16 protein-coding genes are annotated in these 21,081 nt (G+C 36.8%); 8 read left to right on the plus strand and 8 right to left on the minus strand.

The features are described 5' to 3' along the window. Nucleotides 1-143: 143 nt before the first annotated feature. The 8 genes from IW16_RS00005 to IW16_RS00035 all read right to left on the minus strand — a co-directional run bounded on the left by IW16_RS00005 (nucleotide 144) and on the right by IW16_RS00035 (nucleotide 12,742). Nucleotides 144-470 carry a VanZ family protein gene (locus IW16_RS00005; RefSeq protein ID WP_034740392.1) on the minus strand — a complete coding sequence of 109 codons (327 nt, stop codon included), beginning with the start codon at nucleotides 468-470 and terminating at the stop codon, nucleotides 144-146. Nucleotides 471-495: 25 nt separating this feature from the next. After that, nucleotides 496-873, minus strand: a complete 378-nt coding sequence (gene gcvH / locus IW16_RS00010; protein WP_034738445.1) for a glycine cleavage system protein GcvH — start codon at nucleotides 871-873, stop codon at nucleotides 496-498. Nucleotides 874-983: 110 nt separating this feature from the next. Beyond that, complete coding sequence (sov, locus tag IW16_RS00015) at nucleotides 984-7,997, minus strand: T9SS outer membrane translocon Sov/SprA (protein ID WP_051889791.1); 7,014 nt, start codon at nucleotides 7,995-7,997, stop codon at nucleotides 984-986. 57 nt (nucleotides 7,998-8,054) lie between these two features. After that, nucleotides 8,055-8,639 (minus strand): Holliday junction branch migration protein RuvA, encoded by a 585-nt coding sequence (ruvA, locus tag IW16_RS00020; protein WP_034738448.1) that lies wholly within the window; start codon nucleotides 8,637-8,639, stop codon nucleotides 8,055-8,057. 177 nt (nucleotides 8,640-8,816) lie between these two features. Next, complete coding sequence (locus tag IW16_RS27260) at nucleotides 8,817-9,017, minus strand: bacteriocin-like protein (protein ID WP_449390378.1); 201 nt, start codon at nucleotides 9,015-9,017, stop codon at nucleotides 8,817-8,819. A 229-nt stretch (nucleotides 9,018-9,246) separates the two neighbouring features. Then, entirely contained in the window at nucleotides 9,247-11,535 is a 2,289-nt protein-coding gene (locus tag IW16_RS00025; protein ID WP_034738451.1) for an NADP-dependent malic enzyme, read from the minus strand. 16 nt (nucleotides 11,536-11,551) lie between these two features. Further along, on the minus strand, nucleotides 11,552-12,403 hold the full coding sequence (locus IW16_RS00030) for an ATPase (RefSeq protein ID WP_034738452.1): 852 nt from the start codon (nucleotides 12,401-12,403) through the stop codon (nucleotides 11,552-11,554). A 75-nt stretch (nucleotides 12,404-12,478) separates the two neighbouring features. Then, complete coding sequence (locus tag IW16_RS00035; protein ID WP_034738456.1) at nucleotides 12,479-12,742, minus strand: hypothetical protein; 264 nt, start codon at nucleotides 12,740-12,742, stop codon at nucleotides 12,479-12,481. Between the two features lie 501 nt (nucleotides 12,743-13,243). On the opposite strand from IW16_RS00035, the gene IW16_RS00040 reads away from it, so the two are divergent. The 8 genes from IW16_RS00040 (at nucleotide 13,244) to IW16_RS26415 (ending at nucleotide 21,055) form a co-directional block, all read left to right on the plus strand. Beyond that, nucleotides 13,244-13,702, plus strand: a complete 459-nt coding sequence (locus IW16_RS00040; protein ID WP_034738458.1) for a GtrA family protein — start codon at nucleotides 13,244-13,246, stop codon at nucleotides 13,700-13,702. Between the two features lie 3 nt (nucleotides 13,703-13,705). Then, a complete protein-coding gene (locus IW16_RS00045; RefSeq protein ID WP_084694469.1) occupies nucleotides 13,706-14,434 on the plus strand; it encodes a lysophospholipid acyltransferase family protein in 729 nt (242 codons plus the stop codon). A gap of 39 nt (nucleotides 14,435-14,473) precedes the next feature. Beyond that, nucleotides 14,474-16,243: an MFS transporter gene (locus IW16_RS00050; RefSeq protein ID WP_034738460.1), complete on the plus strand. Its 1,770-nt coding sequence runs from the start codon at nucleotides 14,474-14,476 to the stop codon at nucleotides 16,241-16,243. A 91-nt stretch (nucleotides 16,244-16,334) separates the two neighbouring features. Beyond that, the gene (locus IW16_RS00055) at nucleotides 16,335-17,291 is read left to right on the plus strand and encodes a DUF3810 domain-containing protein (protein WP_316931910.1); all 957 of its coding nucleotides are present in this window, start codon (nucleotides 16,335-16,337) and stop codon (nucleotides 17,289-17,291) included. A gap of 684 nt (nucleotides 17,292-17,975) precedes the next feature. Beyond that, a complete protein-coding gene (locus tag IW16_RS00060; RefSeq protein ID WP_034738471.1) occupies nucleotides 17,976-18,818 on the plus strand; it encodes a GLPGLI family protein in 843 nt (280 codons plus the stop codon). 172 nt (nucleotides 18,819-18,990) lie between these two features. Then, nucleotides 18,991-20,499 carry a vitamin K epoxide reductase family protein gene (locus IW16_RS00065; protein ID WP_034738474.1) on the plus strand — a complete coding sequence of 503 codons (1,509 nt, stop codon included), beginning with the start codon at nucleotides 18,991-18,993 and terminating at the stop codon, nucleotides 20,497-20,499. Nucleotides 20,500-20,589: 90 nt separating this feature from the next. Next, nucleotides 20,590-20,787 (plus strand): bacteriocin-like protein, encoded by a 198-nt coding sequence (locus tag IW16_RS00070; protein ID WP_034738477.1) that lies wholly within the window; start codon nucleotides 20,590-20,592, stop codon nucleotides 20,785-20,787. 76 nt (nucleotides 20,788-20,863) lie between these two features. Further along, on the plus strand, nucleotides 20,864-21,055 hold the full coding sequence (locus tag IW16_RS26415) for a bacteriocin-like protein (protein WP_131327815.1): 192 nt from the start codon (nucleotides 20,864-20,866) through the stop codon (nucleotides 21,053-21,055). Nucleotides 21,056-21,081 lie beyond the last annotated feature (26 nt).

A 21,081-nucleotide genomic window follows, 5' to 3' on the forward strand; every position in this document is an offset into this window, starting at 1 on the left:
ACACAAAACAACTTTATTTAACATAAAGTTTACACAGCAACACAATGGGGACAAATGATGCCATAAGATTCTGATTATTAAAAGATTATTTAAATATTGGAGTTATCAACAAAAGACAACTGTCAAATAACCGGAACTTTTACTCAGAAAAACCGTTTGATTAATACCTTATATATATAGTAGCCGATTAAACATCCTATAGTATCAGCAACGACATCTAAAGACTCCATGGATCTACCCAGACCCATTTCCTCCTGAAGAATCTCTGTAAGGAAGGCATATATAAGAATAATCTGAAAGAAATATGAAAATTTGATTTTAGGGAAAGTAGCAATGAAGCAGAAACCTAACATTGCGAATATGCTCAAGTGTAAAACTTTGTCGATGCCATTGAACATAAACCAGTATTCCTGGTTCTCTTCTCCGGGTTTGAGGAGCATATAAGTAAGAAATGCCCAGTAAATGGGCAAAATCTTACTAAATATTTTTGAAATCTTATCCAAGGATTGCCTGGTATTCTTCTGCAGAAAGCAATTCAGAATGATCTGCACCTTCAGCAAGTTCTAATTTAATGATCCATCCGTTTCCATAAGGATCCGTGTTTAACAACTCTGGCTGATCTTCCAACTCTGAATTAAATTCAATCACTTTTCCTGCAATAGGTAAGAATAAATCTGAAACCGTTTTCACCGCTTCTACACTTCCGAAAACAGCTCCACCTTCAAGATCATCATCTACCGTATCTACATCTACGTATACGATATCGCCCAATTCTCCCTGAGCAAAGTCTGTAATACCGATGGTAGCAACATTACCTTCAATCTTGATCCATTCGTGATCTTTCGTGTACTTTAATTCTGATGGTGTATTCATTTTAATTTTTATTTTGTACAAATGTATTCAAAATAATAGTAGCTTCAAATATCGGATATAAAAAATGTCCTTCAAAATTGAAGGACATCTAAGGTTTTATTTAATTTTATTTAGAAACCACCGCCTGAATCTCCAAACGTAAATGTCGCAGACAGGCCGGCTCTAATGGTAGATAGCGGGAAAGCCGTCGATATTTTATACTTGGAAGTCATCTGCTCATAGAATACTCTTAGGTTTAGGTTTTCAGAGACGTTATAGTCTGCAGAAATCTTAATATTCATCAGCTTCTGTCCTCCTGTAATCTGCGAATCATTTAACAGAATATTCATAATAGAGGTTTTACTGTCTCTTAAAGAAATATCTCCTCTAATATTAAGATCACTGCCCTTTCCTCTGGATCCTCTTGTATTCGCCATCCCTAATCGGAAGTTTCTAACAATATACCCTAATCTTACCACATACTCTGTATTGGAGTCTTCGGTAAGGGTATGGTTTACCAGCCCCAGAAGCATCATTCTATTTCTATTGTACTGGAGACCGAACTGCATATTGTTTCTCATGGTAACATCAATACCAATAAGTGGTGAGAAGGATTCTACATAACCGACCTGTGAGAATGTAAATGGATTGATATAATCATTATTGACGTCAAAAGCATTTCCACCAGAAACCCTGTTAAAATAGTCAATACTTGATTGAATCCCTGTTGCCGTATAGGTTGCGGTATATCCATGCAGTAAATCAAATTTAGAGAACTGCCCGTTAATGATCGGAACATTTCTTAATCCTGAATAGGTGATCTTCCAGTTTGGAATTGGAAGTCCTGCTTTTCTGGCGTTTCCAATCTGCTTAACCGATTTCCCTTCAACTGCAGCTCTAAATGCAGGGATCAATACATAAGCGTTGGCAATGCTATAATGTTCGGCAAAACCTTCATTTGTCATCACTTCACCGATACCCATTTGCTGAGAAAGTATCATTGCATTTTCTCTGATTGCCTGATATACGGCCTGGGTTTCTTTAAATGAAGTTTTAAGAAGAACGACTGAATTGGAATAAGTCACCTGATCACTGGCAAATGCATAATCGTGGTTTACTGTTCCAAGATTATTACGGTTGTTGAATCCAGATTGTGAAAAGTTCCTGTTATAGTTATGCAGGGCACTAAGGTCTATTCTAAAATCGTTCATCGGAACAATCTGAAGATTGGCTCTTAATTCCCTCGTTGACATCTTAATGTAAGGATCGGTCATATAAGGTGAATCACTTACCCATCCATTTTCCAGAACAGTTCTTCTGATATCAGCCTGCGATCCAAAAAGGAATCCCATAGTAGGTCCTCCAAGTGTTTGACCATAACCATACATATTAGGAGCTGAAAGCAAACCGGGAAGTACTGTTCCGTTGTTTTCTGAATAATTAACATCCAGCTGCTTGAAAGAGGTCATAAAAAAGGCTGCACTCTGAAGTATCGTCAGTTTATTCTTGAATTTATAACCTTTATATCTATACTTTTTCTTCTCCCACTGTTGGGTATACACGTTATTCAGGGAATCAATTTCCTGCTTACGTTTCTGCAGTTTTGCGGAGATATTCTTGAAATATTTAAACTGTCCGAAGAACTTAGGAATATCTGCAGTAGCTGTAGCCTGAATCACATTTGTGTTTTGTCCCACAGAACCTAAACTTCCTTCCGGACTTGAAAGAAGCGCAGTAGATCTTGCGTTCCAATTATACGTAAGACCATATCCCACTTCTGCATCAATGAAATCAAGATACGGAAGATACTGGAATGGTAATTTGTAGTTCAGCTGTACTCTATGATTATATAATACCGGTCTACCTGCTCTGAATATGTTTCCAAAGATGGCTTTATTATCCATCGCGTTGACATCTAAATTATCATTAAGCGTTCTTGTTGCTGAATTGATCTCCAGCTTTAATGCTTTTGTGAAATTGAATCCTAAACCATACTGCCATCCGAAGAAGAAGTTTCTGTTTTTGATTGCAGCAAAACTATCGCCCATATTTCCACTTAAAATCGCTTCCACATTTCTGAATTCAAGCTCATTATAATTCCTGTCTATTTCTGTTCTGAATGATAATCTTGTTGGAATCGGATTGAAATTGAATTCTTTAACCCATTTCAGATATTTTGTGGATTTTGCAGTATCACTGATCATTTTGTTGAAGGGCTTAATTACCCACGGCTTGAAGGTATAGTTGTAGTCAACATAACCTCTCAGATACTGTCGGTAATTTTTAGACGTATAAATATCCCTGAAATAATCATCATTATAAACGGCAGTTACAGAAACGTTTTCAACATCGTAGAATTTAGGTTTTTTATTTGGATTCACCCTTTCTTTATGCATATTGACAACACCAATACTTCGCTGTTGTGTATAAGTTCTTGCTACTTTTTTAAGCTGTTCTTTATTCGGTGCCTTAGTAAACTCCACATCGGTGTCAAGAGGGTTGTATTTCGGATCCTCGATGGTTTGTGAATAAGAGTAGTTTAATGGGATTTTCATTCCACTCTTTTCCGGAAGGAATTTGTCTACGTTTACCGCTGTGTTGATACTGAATGCGGATTGCGTGGACTGAGTTCTTTCTGCCGGTTTTGAATCTATATTACCGAAACCTACAGAGGTATAAGATGCACTGGTATTCACCGTAGCAAAATCCCCAAGATTAAAGTTCAAACTTGCATTACCTGCGTAACCGCCATCATTTTCAATTTCTGAAAGACGGATTTCATTTACCCAAAGGATACGGTCAATGGTAGCAGCTGATGCTCCTCTTTCTGTACCATTTCTTATCCCTATCATAATGGTTGTTATATTACCTAAACTTGGACGTCCCTTAATATAGATTCTCTTAAAATTATCTCCACCATCAAAAGTCCTGTCCATTATTCTCTGTGATATTTTATCCGGACTATTCTTATCTCTTCTTATTTTAGCATCTACGAAGTTCTGGATTTCAAGATCAACATCATTTTCAAACGGCCAGATTTCCATTGGAGCTGTAGCTGTATTTGGAGTTAATTTTACAGAAGCTTCATATTCATAATAGTTGTCTGTAGCATCACTACCAAAACGAATAAAGAATTTTGTTTTGGGATCTATATTACCGATATTAGGGTCTCTTTTTTTGGGATCATGAGCATGTACAAAAAGTTTTAATTTTTTATACCTTCTCATATCTAATGTAGTGTTTTTGAAAACCCCTCTAGCTTCGGAACTCAAAAGTTCTGTTGCCTGCATGAACAAAGATGCTTCATTCTGTCTCTGAGCTCCCGCATTTCCGCTCAATACCTGTCTGTCAATACCTGGAGGCAATACATAAGGAGGTTGGTTTAGTGCATTTTCTTCAATATTTACACTTCCTACTTCAAGATTACTGGTATTCACCTCAGTACTTCCTTCATCATTAGATGGTGCAGCCTCACTCTCCTTAAATAACGCAATATTCTTAGGATACTTTCTCCAGTCTGATCTTACTAAATCCATAGTACCGAATCTTAAGGTAGAAGTATTCTCAAAGCCGGCAAGCATTAATCTTGCAAATCTTACGTTATTAAGTACCGATGGACTTCTTTCTCCTTCAGCTTCAGGCTCTGCATATTTAGAAACCGGAATTCTGAAAAGGTACCACTTTACATCTGAAGTCTGTCCGTTCTGGAAACTTGCCTTTACGGTTTTGACATCTACTATATTATTCTGCCCTAGTGCAAGATTTGCCTGATCAAGTTTTACAATATATTCGTTGTAGCTTTCTGTCTGATCAAGGTTATAATCTTTATTGATATCTTCTGCATCCGGAGTCTGTGAAGCCACTTCCAATGAATTGGCCTGAGAGTTACCTTCCGGATTTCTGAAATATTTATATCGTTGAACAAGTGATGCTGCCTGGCTGCCAGTAAATTTACTTGACATAAAAAACACAAAATCATCTACTGCAGGGTCAGCTAAATTGGTAACAGGGTTCACAAATGTATTCCCGAATCTCATTGCTTCCTGATCTGAGCTTAAACCGTCATACCCTAAATCCTGAGCTCTTCTGTCATCGCCTTCGCTTGAGAATGCATAAAGGATAGGGGGCTGCTTAGGCTGAACTCCCCAATTAGAGGTATTGGTAGTAGAAGGTGCCCCCGGAGTCGGAAGGCCATTTTCATACTGCATCTTACCGTCTTTCAGGATATCTTCTGAAACATTTCCTAATTGAAGTAAAAGTCGTGCTTGGCTTCCCAACACATTTCCATCCGCATAAGGGTCCATCATCCAGAACTCAACATATTCAATATTTGAATTAACAAAGTTGGAGACACTGATCGGTCGCATGATCCCTGCCCATCTGGCAGCGGCTGCTTCGGAATTTGGATTGACGTTATAAGGACCTTTTTCTTTAGGGTAGTAGGATATATCTAAAGTGTTGGTGAAAGTTTGCTCACCCGCAACAAAATCACGGTTATTGTAGATTTCAGAATACTGAACTCTTCTGGATGCGTGGTTCGAAACAGACTGTGGTGTAATTCCTGCCGGTGCTCTCCCCCCTACTCCCCAAAATCTTGGGTCAATATTGTACCACGAAAGAAGTCCTCTACCATAACCACTTGTTAAGGCATCATCAGCTGGTGCCCCATTAAATGGAGCTGCTGTATTTTTTTCAGGTCTTGAAGCAAGGCTCCATGCCGCAGGTTCTTTTAATGATATCTTAGAGGTCGTCTGTTCGAAATCATCGATATAAGACTGATCATTCGTTCCTTTATTAAGTCCCGGAAGAAGGTATGCCGCTTCCATCTTGAAGTTCAGATTTGAAGGAGCTTCAGTATTTATAAGTGGAATCTTATCGGTAAGTCTTGTAAGGAAAGGAACCTGATTGTTGTACATCATGTTAACTCCCGCCATTGTATTATTAACAGCTTCCTGCCCATAATTTACTTTCTGGGTAAGCGGAGATTCTGAATAATTAACTACCGTTGCACCTAATATAAAGTTCTCATTGAATCTTCTTTCTAAATTTAATCCTAAAAATCTTTTTCTTTGGGTATTAAAAGTCAACTGATTTTCTAGTGAAATATTGATAGCCTGTCCGGACTGTTTAACGTTTTCATTGATTACCGTTACTGTTCCAAGCATATAGTCGACGGTATAGTCAACTCCTTCTGTCAGCTGAACACCGTTTGCTGATACTTTTACAGATCCCTGCGGAACATTCACCGCTCCAAGAGAAATTCCTTGTCCCTGTGTTCCTTTATAACGTCCTTCTATGGTATACCGCTGAGCAAGATTACTGGAACTTGCTACCTGTTTCTGTTGTTTATAAAGGTCTGTGAAGACAAATTGTGCATCATTACCCACCTGACTCTCCATAAAACTTCCGAAAGGCTGTGCTTTGGTAAAAATAATTCTTCCTGTTTCCGGCCTGATCGTAATTCCGTTGACAAAGTCAAAAATACCATCTCCCATCACACCGCTGCTGGCCTGGATGTCTCCGTTCATATTTAGACGGTCCCAGTTAAGTAATTTCAATAAATTCTTATCCTGCACTGCAGTACCCGGAAGATAGTTTACTTTACCTCCCGTCTTCGGATCTCTGTAGAAAACGTTAAGAATAAAACCATCCTGTGCTACCTGCCCTGCATCCAGAGAATAGATGTTTTTCATCATCAGGTCCCACATTGGGGATGCCGTATTCACCTTATTATTTACTCTAAGGACTTTAGTGACCAACACGGGACTCTCTTCTGAGAATTCCCCTACTTTATATACTTTGTTGGTTCCATCCGTATAGGAGTACGAAACGGCTAAAAGCTGATTTTCGTTCAGCTTTTGATTTAATGATACGTATCCTAGCTGAGGCTGTAATGTATATTCATTGGCATTCAGCCTTCTTGCTTTTGTATTAAAAATAAACTGTTCTCCATTGTCATATGGCTGCGTACTGCCAGGAAAACTCTGCCCCTGGAAAGTAGTTGCGTAATTTTTCCCAGCTTCTCTCGGCCCAACCGCTGCATTAATAGACTGGTACAATCCATTCTGGGCATTATCAGGCAATCCTGAAGCTCCTTCCCCTAAGTCTCTAATCCCGATAATACTTTTCTGATACGCCAGATTACTGTTTCCCTGATCGAGAACCCAAACCTCCAATCTTGTAATATTTACTCTGGAATTGATTTGTGGGTAATTGGTCAGAGCCTGATCATAGTTGTCCAGGAAGTAGTGCCCCAGAAAGAAGTGTTGGTTATCTTCATAGTCGATAGCGTTGACTTTAAAATTATTCATAACACCACCGCCCTGTACTACAATATTTCTGGCCTCTCCCTGCTGCTGGGAAAGAACCACTGTTCCGTAGGTTTTTCCCAACTGAAATTCTGACTTAATCCCGAATAGAGATTGTGATCCACGGATAAGACTGGTAGAAAGTGGCATGTTGACATTACCAAATTCTATTCTTTTTATAATTTTATCTTCTCCTCCTGCATTAGGCTTATCTACATCACCAAGACCTTTGGTTTGGAGATCTTTCCAGTTTCCTTTTGCCTGCCATACAAGATTCATTCTGTTTTCGAATGCAAAACCACTCTGGGTATCATAATTGGCTTTCAGCTGTAGGTTTTCACCTACTTTTCCTAAAAGTCCGAGCTGTATTCTCTGATCAATATCAAAAGTAAAACTTGTCCTGTTTTGCGGCAGGATCAGCGGATTATCAATTTTCTGATACAATCCCGCAAAATCAATAGATGCATATCCTGAAGGAATGATTTCGATCTTATTACTTCCGAAAATAGTTTCAAAAAGCCTGTTGTTGATCATCAAAGATGGAATCAGCCCCTGTTTCCGGGCATCTGTTCTATCTCTTCTGAAAAGAAGGCTGTATTTGTCAGATTTTTCTTTGTAGTATGCCTTGGTCTGAGTAGCGAGCATGAATTCTTTATACTCTTCGGGAGACATGGCTGTAGGGGGACCTGTAAATGTATTTCCAATTTTAGGATACACATAATACATGCCTGTTTTTATGTCATAAAAGGCCTCATACCTTGTGGGATCGGCCAGTTGATAGTCTTTCTTTATGATCGCAGTGTCACGTACCTGTTGTGCAAAGGCACTTACTGACATACACAGGAACGACAGGAACAAAAATATGTTAAGATGCTTATTATTCGCCACCAAATGTTAAATGTTTTTTAAAATTTGTTTTACCAATTCTTCTACGGTGATCTCCGGATTTTGCTTCATCATTCTGTCTGCTATCTTTTCGCTCATACGTTTCGGGATCCCTAAAACTTCTAATGCAGATAACGATTCTTCCTTTACTTTATTATCCACAAATGCAGAAATATTTTCCGCTTCAATGCCGAATTTCTGGACTTTATCCTTTAAATCTACTATGATTCTTTCTGCTGTTTTGGCTCCTATTCCCTTCGCTTTTTGGATCAGTGCACTGTTCTTGGAAAGTATTGCTGTAGCAATCTCTTCAAGGCTTAAAGTGGATAGTAAGATAAGAGCAGAAACAGCCCCTACTCCGTTAACGCTTATTAACAGATTGAACATTTCTTTTTCTGAACGAGTGTTAAAACCGAAGAGAAGATGGGCATCTTCCCGTATGATCTGCTGAATAAATAAGAATGCCGGCTTATTCAGGGCCAGTGCCTGGGAGGTCATCAAACTGATACCTACATAGTAACCAACTCCTTGTACGTTGATCACTGCGTAAGTGGGCGTAAGTTCTTGAACGCTGCCTTGTAAGGAAAATATCATTATTAATTTTTAAAACTCCCAAATATAGCAATTTAAACTAATTAATATTTTCATTTCATGCACGAATGATTTTTAACTTAAATTTTGACTGTGAATTCAATGAATTAATATAAACGTAATAAAAACAAAAAACCCATCCGGACGGACAGGTTTTGTAATGATATATCGCAGCGTAATCTATAATGGATTTATATCTATACACATGCTTATGTTACAAGCACCGTTTACGCAAGTTGGTGTACAACCTACAAGACACAGTTGTCCTTGAGACGGAAGGCAATAATATCCTCCTCCCGGTGATTGAATAGGCTGAGTTCTAGGTCCTCCTCCATTGATTTGTTTCAGATTTTCTCTTGATAGTTTTTGGATGTTTTTCATTATAAATAGTTTTTAATTACACGTAAATATATTTATTTTTCTATAAAATCATTATAATATTTCAAAAAATTATTTACTATTTCACTTTTTTAGGAATAATGAAAGGCTACAGCTGCTAAATCCATATTTTTAGACAAGTCTTTATCCGCATCTTTAATGATGTTAAACAATAAAAAAAGCAGTATACAAGATGAGTGTACTGCTTTTTATCTATAAAGAAGACTCTTTATTATTTTTTGCTCTCTCTTCTCTGTGCATCAAGAACTGCTACCGTTGCCAGATTTACAATTTCATCCACACTTGAACGCATCTGTAAAACATGTACAGGCTGTTTCAGACCCATTAAGATTGGTCCGATTACCTGTGCTACTTTCATTCCTCTGATGATCTTGTAAGAAAGGTTGGCACTTTCAAGATTCGGGAATACAAATGTATTGGCAGGCGTTGTTCCTAATTTTGAGAATGGATAATCACTCAAATGATCCGCATTCATTGCAAAATCCGGTTGGATTTCACCATCAACTACCATCTTAGGATATTTCTCATGAAGAATGCTTACTGCTTTGGCTACTTTTTTGGAAGTATCCGAGATTGCTGCAAAGTTTTCGAAACCAAGCATTGCAATTCTAGGCTCTATGGCAAAAGATTTCACAGTGATTTCAGCCATTTTAGCGATATTCACAAGATCTTCTGCTGTAGGATTCTGATTGATAGAAGTATCCGCAAAGAAAATAGGTTTCTTTTCTGAAAGAATCATCATCATTGCCGCTACTTTATCTACCCCTTTGTCTTTTTCGATCACTTCTAAAACAGGGCGAAGCACTGAAGTATAGTTTTTAGAGAATCCAACGATAAGACCGTCTGTATCTCCATGTCTCAACATTAAAGGACCGAAATAATCTCTCTGACGAACATATCTTTTCGCTTTGTACTCGTTCATTCCTTTTCTCTGACGAAGTTTCCAAAGGGTTTCTCTGTATTTTTTTCTGTTTTCTTTCTGATCATCATCGCTTGGATCGATAATCGGGATATCAAGACTGATTCCGAAACGCTCCATCTGCTCTTTGATGTATTTCTTATCTCCTAACAGGCTTGGAAAAGCAATTCCTTCCTCATAAAGAATCTGTGCTGCTTTCAATACATTGTATTCTTCAGCATTTCCTAAAGTGATTCTCTTAGGATTTGATTTTGCACGGCTCTGCATCATTCTTACCAACTTCTCATCTCTTCCCATTCTGTCAAGCAGCTGGTTTTCGTATTCATCGAAGTCTTCAATTGTTTTTCCTGCAATACCGCTTTCTATCGCTGCTCTTGCAACGGCACTGGATACTTTAGTGATCAGTCTGTTATCAAATGGTTTTGGAATAAAATATTCTCTTCCAAACTGCAAGTTCTGAACATTGTAAGCAAGGATCACCGCTTCAGGTACCGGCTCTTTTGCAAGATCTGCAATCGCGTGTACCGCAGCTAGCTTCATTTCTTCATTGATCCCTCTTGCCTGCACATCTAATGCTCCACGGAAAATGTAAGGAAATCCTAATACATTATTCACCTGGTTAGGATAGTCACTTCTTCCCGTTGCCATGATCACGTCTTTACGCGTTTCAAGGGCAAGATCATAAGCAATCTCAGGATCCGGGTTTGCCAAAGCAAAAACAATAGGATTCTCGTTCATGCTTGAAAGCATTGCCGGAGTCATCACATTTCCTTTTGATAAACCAATGAAAACATCTGAACCTTTTACAGCATCTTCCAGGGTTTCGATATCGGTATTGGCAATAAAGTCTATTTTTTCCGGAGTAAGGTTTTCTCTTTTATGATTGATGACCCCTTTACTGTCACACATTAAAACATTTTCTCTTTTCAGGCCTAAAGAAATGTACAAATTGGTACAGGCAATCGCAGCCGCACCGGCTCCGTTGACCACCATTTTCACTTCTTCAATATTTTTATTAGCGATTTGAAGAGAGTTGATCAGTGCCGCAGCTGATATAATAGCTGTTCCGTGCTGATCATCATGCATTAAAGGAATATCAAGCTCTTCTTTCAATTTCTGCTCGATATAGAATGCTTCAGGAGCTTTAATATCTTCAAGGTTGATCCCTCCAAATGTAGGAGCAATCCCTTTTACAATCTGGATAAATTTGTCCGGATCTTTTTCATCGATCTCAATATCAAAGACATTGATGTCTGCAAAGATCTTAAACAAAAGACCTTTTCCTTCCATTACCGGTTTTGAAGCTTCCGCTCCGATATCACCAAGTCCAAGTACTGCTGTTCCATTGGAAATTACAGCAACAAGGTTTCCTTTTCCAGTGTAGTCGTACACCGTTTCAGGCTTGTTATGGATCTCCATACAAGGAACTGCCACCCCTGGTGAGTATGCCAATGATAAATCTCTTTGAGAAGAGTGAGGCTTCGAAGGGATAACTTCGATCTTTCCTTTAGGTTCGGCTTTATGATAATCTAACGCGGCCTGATTAAAGTTCTTTTCGTCGCGGTGGGTTTTACTTGACATAGAATTTTGGTTTTTATTAAAGTATATACTTAATATGGTAGTCTACTAAACTTTCGATTGGTTTCTGGACAACATGTCCAACATTTAAATGAAACTCTTCCGCAACAGAGCGGAGTGTTTGTTCGTAATAATAAGCAATAGAGCCGATAAAATTAATTTCAGCGTCTTTTGACTGTTGATAAGGAATGACCTGATATTCAAAGAAATTTTTCATTTCTTCATATACCATATCCCTGAAATAGGGATGGTCCTTTCTTTCGATGACAAATTTATTGAAATCAGCCAGCCAGGCATTAGGTCTCGGGCTGTGATACATATGTTTCAACGCTTCTTCCACAGTCAGTTTATAGTTCTGTTCAAATTCTTCATGAAGATCTGCCGGCAGTTTTTTCATAAAATATCTGCGCACCAATTGTTTACCAATAGCACTTCCGCTTCCCTCATCTCCTACAAGAAATCCAAGGGAAGGCAATTCTATCTTAAGGTTTTCACCGTCAAAATAGCATGAATTTGAACCTGTACCTAAAATGCATACTACCGCAGGCTTTCCACTGTATGCAGCGTATGCGGCGGCCATAAGATCTTCTTTCACAATAATTTCAGCTTTTGTGAAGATCTTTTTTAATTCTTCTTCAATGGTTTCGCAGTTTTTTTTCACACCACATCCTGAACCATAGAAGAAAATCTTTGTTATGGAATTTTTAACCAGTATAAGGCTGCTGTTCTTTTCAATTTCGGGAACAATAAGTTCTCTGTTGATAAAGTTAGGATTAAAGCCGATAGTTTCTGTTTTTAAAAACACTTTTTTGAAATCATCAAGTATCACCCAATCTGATTTGGTAGAACCACTATCAACAATAGCAACCATATTTTACATTTTAGTTTAAGGATGCTAAATTATGAATTTATCTTCAAATAGCGTTTAAAAACAGACTGGAAGCTTCTAATGTTTTATATCAGCTTTTTGATTATTGAACTTGATCAACCAGTCTTCAATCTCATCTTCAAGATAGGAACTCTGAAGCATAATGGCATTGATAAAATCATCGGGTACGGGTTTGTCTGTGGCATTTTCAAGATTCCACAATTCGTCTGCCATCATTTCATATTCTGAATACACTCTTTTGAAGCGGGAATTTTCTTTCTCAAGAGCTTCAATATTTTTTTGTTGAAGCTGGAATTTTCTGTATTTGTTTTGACTTTTCATACAAATATTGTTATAGATTGGGTCGTAAAAATTAAGGTAGTATGCGTTATAGCGCACATTACAAGATAGAAAAAACCATCAACACAAGAAGTTGAAAATGAATTTATTATCAGGTTATAATTACATCATTCTGAATAATAAAATTAGAAATTATTTTGATTCAAAAAAATTATTTAACAACTTTTTTCATTGTTTAACATATGCTTATCACAATATGATCATGACTTAAATTTAGGAACTTCCCCCAATCCCTTTCATTACAACGATTGTCATTTTGCTATCATTTATAACATCAGCAAAAAATAATTTTCTGTACTATTTTGGGTTTACTGAGAAATGGCCAGAAGGTTTCAATGCGCTATATCGTTCATTTTCACCATTCAAAAAAAACACATATTAAGCTAAAAATCAACAAAATACACCAATATATTATTTTTAAATCATGTTTTATTCTTACATTATTAACATATAATTATAAATTTGCACTTTCATATATATTGAATGAGAGAATTACTAATACGCCAGAAACAGGTTTTGTTCTTCATTATCGCAGGAGGGCTCAGTGCTGTTGTAGAAATTGGAAGCTTCAAGGTATTCAGCACCTATCTTCCTCATTTTTTTGCCAGGGAGATTAATTTCCATGGCATTCATTATCCTTTAAGTAATATTTTCTCTACAAGCTGCGGAATCATCACCAATTATTTTCTGAGCATCTGGTTTGTTTTTGAAAGAGGCAAACATTCTAAAAGAAAAGAGTTTGCGTATTTCATGGGCGTGTCATTTATTTCAACATTAGTAAGTTTAGGTTTTTTCCAGATTTTCTACAGCTTTATATTTAAAGATAATATCAATTTAATTTTTTATACCTTAAGCCCTGAAATGATCAGTAAGATCGCTGCGATCCTACTCGTTTCCATTCTTAATTATTCTGTAAAAAAGAAAATAATTTTTAACGGTTAAGCTGTGACAAAAATTTTAAATTATCTCTGGAGATTCTGGCTGTTATTATTAGCATTTGTCTTAACTGTCACATTGGGAATCCCTGTGTATATTTTATCCTTTAATAAAAAGCATTACAAATACGCTTACCAGTTTATCCGCATCTGGTGCTTTGGTATGTTCTACGGGATGGGACTGAGGTATGATCTGGTAAAACTTTCTGATCAGACAAAAGATAAAAACAAACCTTATGTCTTTATCTCCAATCACACATCCATCATGGATATCATGCTCGCCTGTATCCTGATGCCGGATCACCCTATCTGTTTTGTAGGTAAGAAAGAACTGGTGAAAATTCCGATTTTCGGTACCATATATAAAAGGATATGTGTCATGGTAGACCGGAACAGTGCCAGAAGCCGTGCAGATGTCTACAGAAGATGTGCAGAAAAAATGGAAGAAGGCAACAGCATAGCTATATTTCCTGAAGGCGGTGTCCCGGATGATACCTCCATTATCCTCGATGAATTTAAAGACGGTGCATTTACCCTGTCTTCCAAGCACCATTCTCCTATTGCCGTATATACCTTTGTGGGTTTGAAAGAAATTTTCCCTTTCGACAGTTCAAAAGGTTATCCAGGACGCGTAAAGGTTTATTTTAACGGGGTCATAGAATCTTCGGATTCGCCAAAAGACCTAAAAACAGAGGCTTATAAAGAAATAAAAAAAACACTGCTGGAATACTCTATATAAAAGAAATAGTTATATTTGTTTGCGAAATTTTTAACAAACATGTCTAAAACAAATCAACCGACTAATTACCCTGCACTATACACCCTGGTGCTTGTATTTTTTTTCTGGGGTTTTATTGCAGCCGGCAATAGTATTTTTATCCCTTTTTGTAAAAACTATTTTTCACTTGACCAATTTCAGTCCCAATTAATAGACTTTGCATTTTATACGGCCTATTTCTTAGGAGCTTTATTGCTGTTCATATCCAGTACTATTAAAGGTATTGATATTATAGGAAAATGGGGATATAAGAGGAGTATTGTCTACGGGCTGCTGCTCTCAGCCATAGGAGCTGCTATCATGATCTTAGCTGTTAAAGCCAATGTTTACTACGGAATGCTCATCGGGCTTTTTGTTGTAGCGTTAGGGTTTTCTATCCAACAGACTGCTGCCAATCCTTTTGCGGTGCTTTTGGGTGATCCGAAAACCGGAGCGAGCAGGCAGAATTTAGCAGGGGGAATCAATTCTTTCGGAACATCAATTGGACCAATCATTGTAGGTCTTGCCCTTTTTGGAACGACTGCTACAGTAGATGACGATCAGATCAAACACCTGGCACTGGACAAAGTTATTTTACTTTATACAGCTGTAGGAGCACTGTTCTTAATTGCTGCCGGAGTTTTCTATTTTTCTAAAAAACTTCCTGACGGTATTTCTAATGAGCCTATGGAAAAAGCTGGAAAAGCAAGAAAAACTTTGATTGCTATGACCATATTGGTGATCTTATTCTTTATTCCGGTATTCAGCAGCTACAATTCTGATGAAGCAAAGAAAATTGAAATCCTGGGTAATGAGATTTCAGTACTTGACACCCATCTGAAAAAGGAAACAGACGCTGTAAAAATAGCAAAATACTCTGTACAGATGGCAGACAAGACAACAGAACTTGAAACGATAAAACATCCTCTTGAAAAAGAAAGAATGATCTATCTGGGAGGTGCATTACTCTCGGTTATTATATGTCTTATTTTCGCCAATACCAGTTCGAAAAAGAATCCGGACGGATGGGGTGCCATGAAATACCCACAGCTTGTATTGGGAATGATTGCCATTCTCTGCTACGTAGGAGTGGAAGTTGCGATTGGAAGTAATCTTGGTGAGCTTTTAAGTACACCCGCATTTGGAGGACATCAGTCTTCAGATTTAGCTCCCTATATTTCTATGTATTGGGGAAGTTTAATGATCGGAAGATGGACCGGAGCCATTGCGGTATTCAATCTTAATAAACAACAGCAAACCATTGCTACCATTGTGGTTCCTTTTGTAGCATTTCTTGTCATTATTGGTATCAATACTATTGCACAAAAAGATATGTCACATCTATATTTTTACGCAATCTGTATTGCCATTCAGGTGATCTTATTCCTGATCAGTAAAAACAAACCTGCTACTACATTAACTATTTTTGGTCTGTTTGGAGTGATCGCAATGATCGTAGGACTTCTTACCACAGGAAACATCGCTATCTATGCATTCCTTTCCGGAGGTCTTGCGTGCAGCATCATGTGGCCATCTATCTTTACCCTGGCTATTACAGGTTTAGGAAAATATACCGCTCAGGGATCTGCTTTCCTGGTAATGATGATTTTAGGAGGAGGTATTATTCCGCCACTACAGGGAAAACTGTCTGATATCATCGGAATTCACAATTCATATTTTATTCCGGTGCTATGTTTTGCGTATATTGCATTATTCGCATACATAACCAAAAAGGCTTTGTCTAAACAAGGAATCAATGTTGATATTTTAGAATCTGATGGAGGTCACTAATACAACAAAAACAATATATAAGAAAAGATTTTGGGCAGGTGTATTACTTGCCCAATTTCTTTTGTTCTACGCGTTCTCTAAGTCGGAAACAATGATTGATTTTTTCGAGAGGTTCTTTGAATTACAGAAAAAGATCCATCAGCTGCTTTTCAGCTGGATCCCGTTTTCTTTCGGTGATCTTACTTACATTCTTCTGGGTATTTTCCTTTTATACTGTGTTATTCTATGCTTTAAAAAGAAAAGCAGACCTAAGGCTCTTTTAAAGATATTGATCACCATTAATATCTTTTACTTTATCTATCAGATTGTTTGGGGAATGCTCTATTTTCAGACGCCAATCCTTAAAAAACTTTCCAGCCAGAAAGAACCGGAAATTGCTAAAGCAAAGACATTAGCACTACTCTATTTGGAAAAATGCAAAAATACCCGGGCTTCTGTAAGGGAAGACAGGAATGGAATATTCATTATCACAGACCTGAAATCTATCCAATCTGAAATTTTACGCCAACAGGGCCAACTTCCAAAATATATATCGAATAAAGAGGCTCCGCAAATCAATACTTTCAAACCCAGTTTATTTAAGAGCGTTATGAATTTTACCGGAATATTGGGCTATTACAATCCTTTTACAGCCGAGGCACAGTATAATGCTGAACTTCCACATACGATGATTCCTTTTACTTCTGCCCATGAAAGCTCTCACCAACTAGGCTTTGCAAAAGAACAGGAAGCTAATTTCGTAGGCTACCTTATTGGTATCAATGCTAAAAATCTGGACCTGAAATACAGCACCGAATACTTCACCCTGAAAAGTCTTTTAAGATTTATTGTTGAGGAAGATCCTGCATTTGTTAAGTCAGTCCTTAATCAATATTCTCCTGCTATGAAAAGAGACAGACTTTATGAAAGGAGTTTTACTTTCAGACATCAGGGCTGGCTGGATGACTTCTTTAGGTTTACTAATAACCTGTTTTTAAAGAGTAATCAGCAGGAAGGAGCCGTTACTTACTCTTACTTTATCGACCTTCTTTTGAACTACGAAAAGTAATACACAAAAAAAAAAGAATCGTATCAGGCGATACGATTCTAAAAACACAAATGATGAAAAAAAATTTATTACCTTGACTTGTTCCCTCATTCAAGGCGATGTAAAAGTACAATATATTTTATAAATACAAAAACATTTTACTCCTTTTTTAAAACTTTAAGAAAACTTTATGATTTTATAAGTTTTTTTGAGTTCATGGACAAAAATTATAATTCTGAAAAAATGAATAGTTCAAACATAATTCATTATTAAAACATCAATTAAGGTATTGAAAAATCATTTAAACAAACTATTATTTAATAATTAAACAATTTAATTTCAGTCCGTTTTTCAATTCAAAAAATTAGAGTTATCCAGTCCAAACGGGCAATGGTATTTCAAAAAAACAGGCTTTTTTAGTTTCATAAACTTCTAAAATAATCCTGCTGAGTCTGACCTATTTTTAAAAGTGGAATCACCAAAGAAAGCAAAGTACAAGCAACTGTCCATTAATACGTAGGTTTTCGGAAACATCAACAATTCCAGCCTTTAGTAAGTTTCAAAACGTCTGGTTTAAAAAAGCAGACCTATAAAAATAAGAAAGATTTTCCGTTTCAAAACCACTAAAATGCGGCTATAATCCATATACTTGTACCTGGGAAAAGTGGAGCAAGAATCCCTTAAAACAAAAAGCAATACAATATTATGGTATGGAAAATCTTCTTTAAAACAGCGATCCTCTTTGCAACAGTCTGTATCTTCGGTCAATTGTATGGACAGAAATACAGGGTTATCTATTCTATGAAGTTTAAGCCAGATTCAACCGCAACAGAGTATACCACCAAAAATATGCTCCTGGATATAGACGGTAATAACTCGCGATTTTATTCCTATAAGGTATTTCAAAGTGATTCGACCTACATCTCAAATGATAGATTGGGCCGCGAAACAATGCGCAAATCTCTGGATTATGAATTTATGGTCATCAAGAAAAAAAGCCAGAATAAGATCGCAAAATTTTATAAAGGTCTCATCGATATTTATGAAATGAAAGAAGATTTTCCAAACCTTCAATGGCAGATCTCCAATACTGTGAAAATGATAGGTGACAATAAATGTCAGAAAGCTTCTTTGGATTATAAAGGAAGAAAATGGGAAGCCTGGTTTGCAATAGATATCCCTATCAGTGATGGTCCTTATGTTTTCAGCGGACTTCCCGGCCTGATCATCTCCATGTCGGATGCTTCAGGAAGTTACAGTTTCGATCTTACCTCTTTAAAAAAGAATGAAGAAAACCTTTATACTTCCAATCATCTCTCTCTAAAAGCAGTTCCGATTACTCTTAAACAACTTCACAAATTGTATCTGGATTTCTACAATGATCCATACAAGGAAGTAAAATCAGGACACGTTAAAATGAAAGTCGTTGATCAGGATGGCAAAGAGATAACCCCCAATTTCTACGAACTCACAAAGATTAAACAGGAATCTTTAAGAAAGGCTAATAATCCTGTTGAGCTTTCTGAAGCCATGCAATACCCAGATTAAGGAAGATTCACATCATGTTTTATTACGAAATAAGCTTCATTTTTCTCAAAATAGCATAAAAAATACATTAAATTTAGCACATAATCAATTATTTAACAACCATATATCACTAACAAAAGAAAAAAAATTTGTTTTTTTAAAACATCTGCGTATTTTAGTTAAAAATATTACTATGATTTTCGACAAACTCATTAACTATCTAAAACTCGATAAACAGGAGTTTTCTTTCCAGTTCAATTCCCATCCCAACTATCCTTCTGCATTAGCTTTTAGTGATACTCTTAACTTTATGGGCGTAAAAAATGACGCTTATGAACTTGATAAAGAATATTGGGACGAACTTCCTGAAGAATTTATCGCCATTGTAGATAATTCCTTTTCTCTGGTAAAGAAGTCAGGAAGCAGTTATTCAGTTTATTCGGAAAAATCAAATACCCTTAATAAAGAGGAACTTCATAAAAAGTCTACCGACTTCGTCCTGCTGTTTGAAAAAACTGAAAATGCAGAAAATAAAGCAGCATTTAATTTTAAGCCTCTTTTATACGCAGTTTTTGCAATTATTGTTGCTTATTCCTTTCTTAGCTTAAGTATATATGAAGCTCTTTTTAATCTTCTTTCACTGGCTGGAGTTTATATCTCTATGGAGATTTTCAATCAGAAATTCGGTAATACATCTACGGTAATCGGAAGTATTTGTGGAGATACTTCTGCCAAACAGGCTACAAACTCATGTGATAAGATCATCAAACAGGATAAAACAAGTATATTAGGCTTAAAGTTTTCTGACTTTTCTCTGATCTACTTTACCGGACTTGCAGTACTTGGACTTTTCCTTCCGGCCACTGCGTACATTGTAAAAGGATTTACTTTAGTATCTGTACTTGCCATTGGCTATTCATTATACATCCAGGCTTTTGTAGAAAAAGCTTTCTGCAGAGTTTGTCTTCTGATTATTTCAATACTGGCAGGACAATTGGCGCTCAGCATCTTCTTTTTTCAGAATATATCTTTCAGTATAGGGATGTTATTATTAACGGCTGTTTTATGGATTCTTGTATTTTCAGCTGTTTTGTATTTCAGTAACATTCTATCTCAGAAAGAAAATCTTCAGAAATCCAATGCCAAAAACCTTAGATTTAAAAGAAATTACGAACTTTTCAAAAGCCAGCTTCTTGAAAATGAAAAAATAGAATTTCAAAATACTGATACTTTTTCATTGGGAAAAAAAGATGCCAAACTTCGTCTGTCTATTGTATCCAATCCTTATTGCGGTTTCTGTAAAGACGGTCACAAAATTATGGAAAAACTTCTTGAAAAATATCCCGATGATATTTCTGTACAGATCCGTTTTAACTATTCATCTGAAAGAGCTGATGAAAAGTACACCAAATTGCTTTCTGCGTTTAACCACATCTACCATAATAAACCACAAAACGAATTCCTGAAGGCAGTAGAAGAATGGTTTGAAACTAAAGATGAAAACAAAATCGCCGCTCTGTCAGGATCTTCATCTCCAGAAGACCTTACCCCATTTATTGAAATGACGAAAGATAATAACAACGCAGGATTAAACTTTACTCCTATTTTCATTCTTAACGGATATCAGTTTCCTGACAAGTATGACCGTGAAGATATTTGGTTTTTCGTTGACGAATTAATGGAAGATGAGGACTTTCAATAAGAATTCTTTGTGAATTAAAAAATTCACTATCTTAGGAAAAAATATAAGCCTATTCCCAAGAGCTTAAAAAACTAAAAACTTACTAACACTATGAAAAATTTAAAAAAAGTCTCAAGAGAAAATTTAAAAGCAATCACAGGCGGATACGGTGCACCTATCAGTGATGGTATGGGCGGATGGTACTGCTCCAACCGTTTCGAAGTAATTTGTCTGGAAGGATGTGTAGCGATGTGTATGTCCGGAAACCGATGCAAACCTTCATTCTGTATTGACCCTATATTCGGTTAATTGAAAATGATTCTGCAAAGTAGTTCTTATACGATGCAAACCTTAATACCAATACCTAATACAAAAAATTACTACTATGAAAAACCTAAAGAAAATCTCAAGAGAGGGTCTAAAATCTATTAAAGGAGGGCTTAGAATGTGTCCGGCAGATGGAAACTGCGGTGGCAACCAATGCTGCGCTAACGGTGTATGCAGACCAATTGCTGGAGCAGGACCCAACACTTACTATTGCACACCTCCTCAAATGATTGATTTTACACCATTATAATAATACCCTTTTTCTGCATTGCAACA

Origin of the sequence: Chryseobacterium vrystaatense, assembly GCF_000737765.1 — a bacterium.
In the GTDB taxonomy this organism is placed as follows: domain Bacteria; phylum Bacteroidota; class Bacteroidia; order Flavobacteriales; family Weeksellaceae; genus Chryseobacterium; species Chryseobacterium vrystaatense.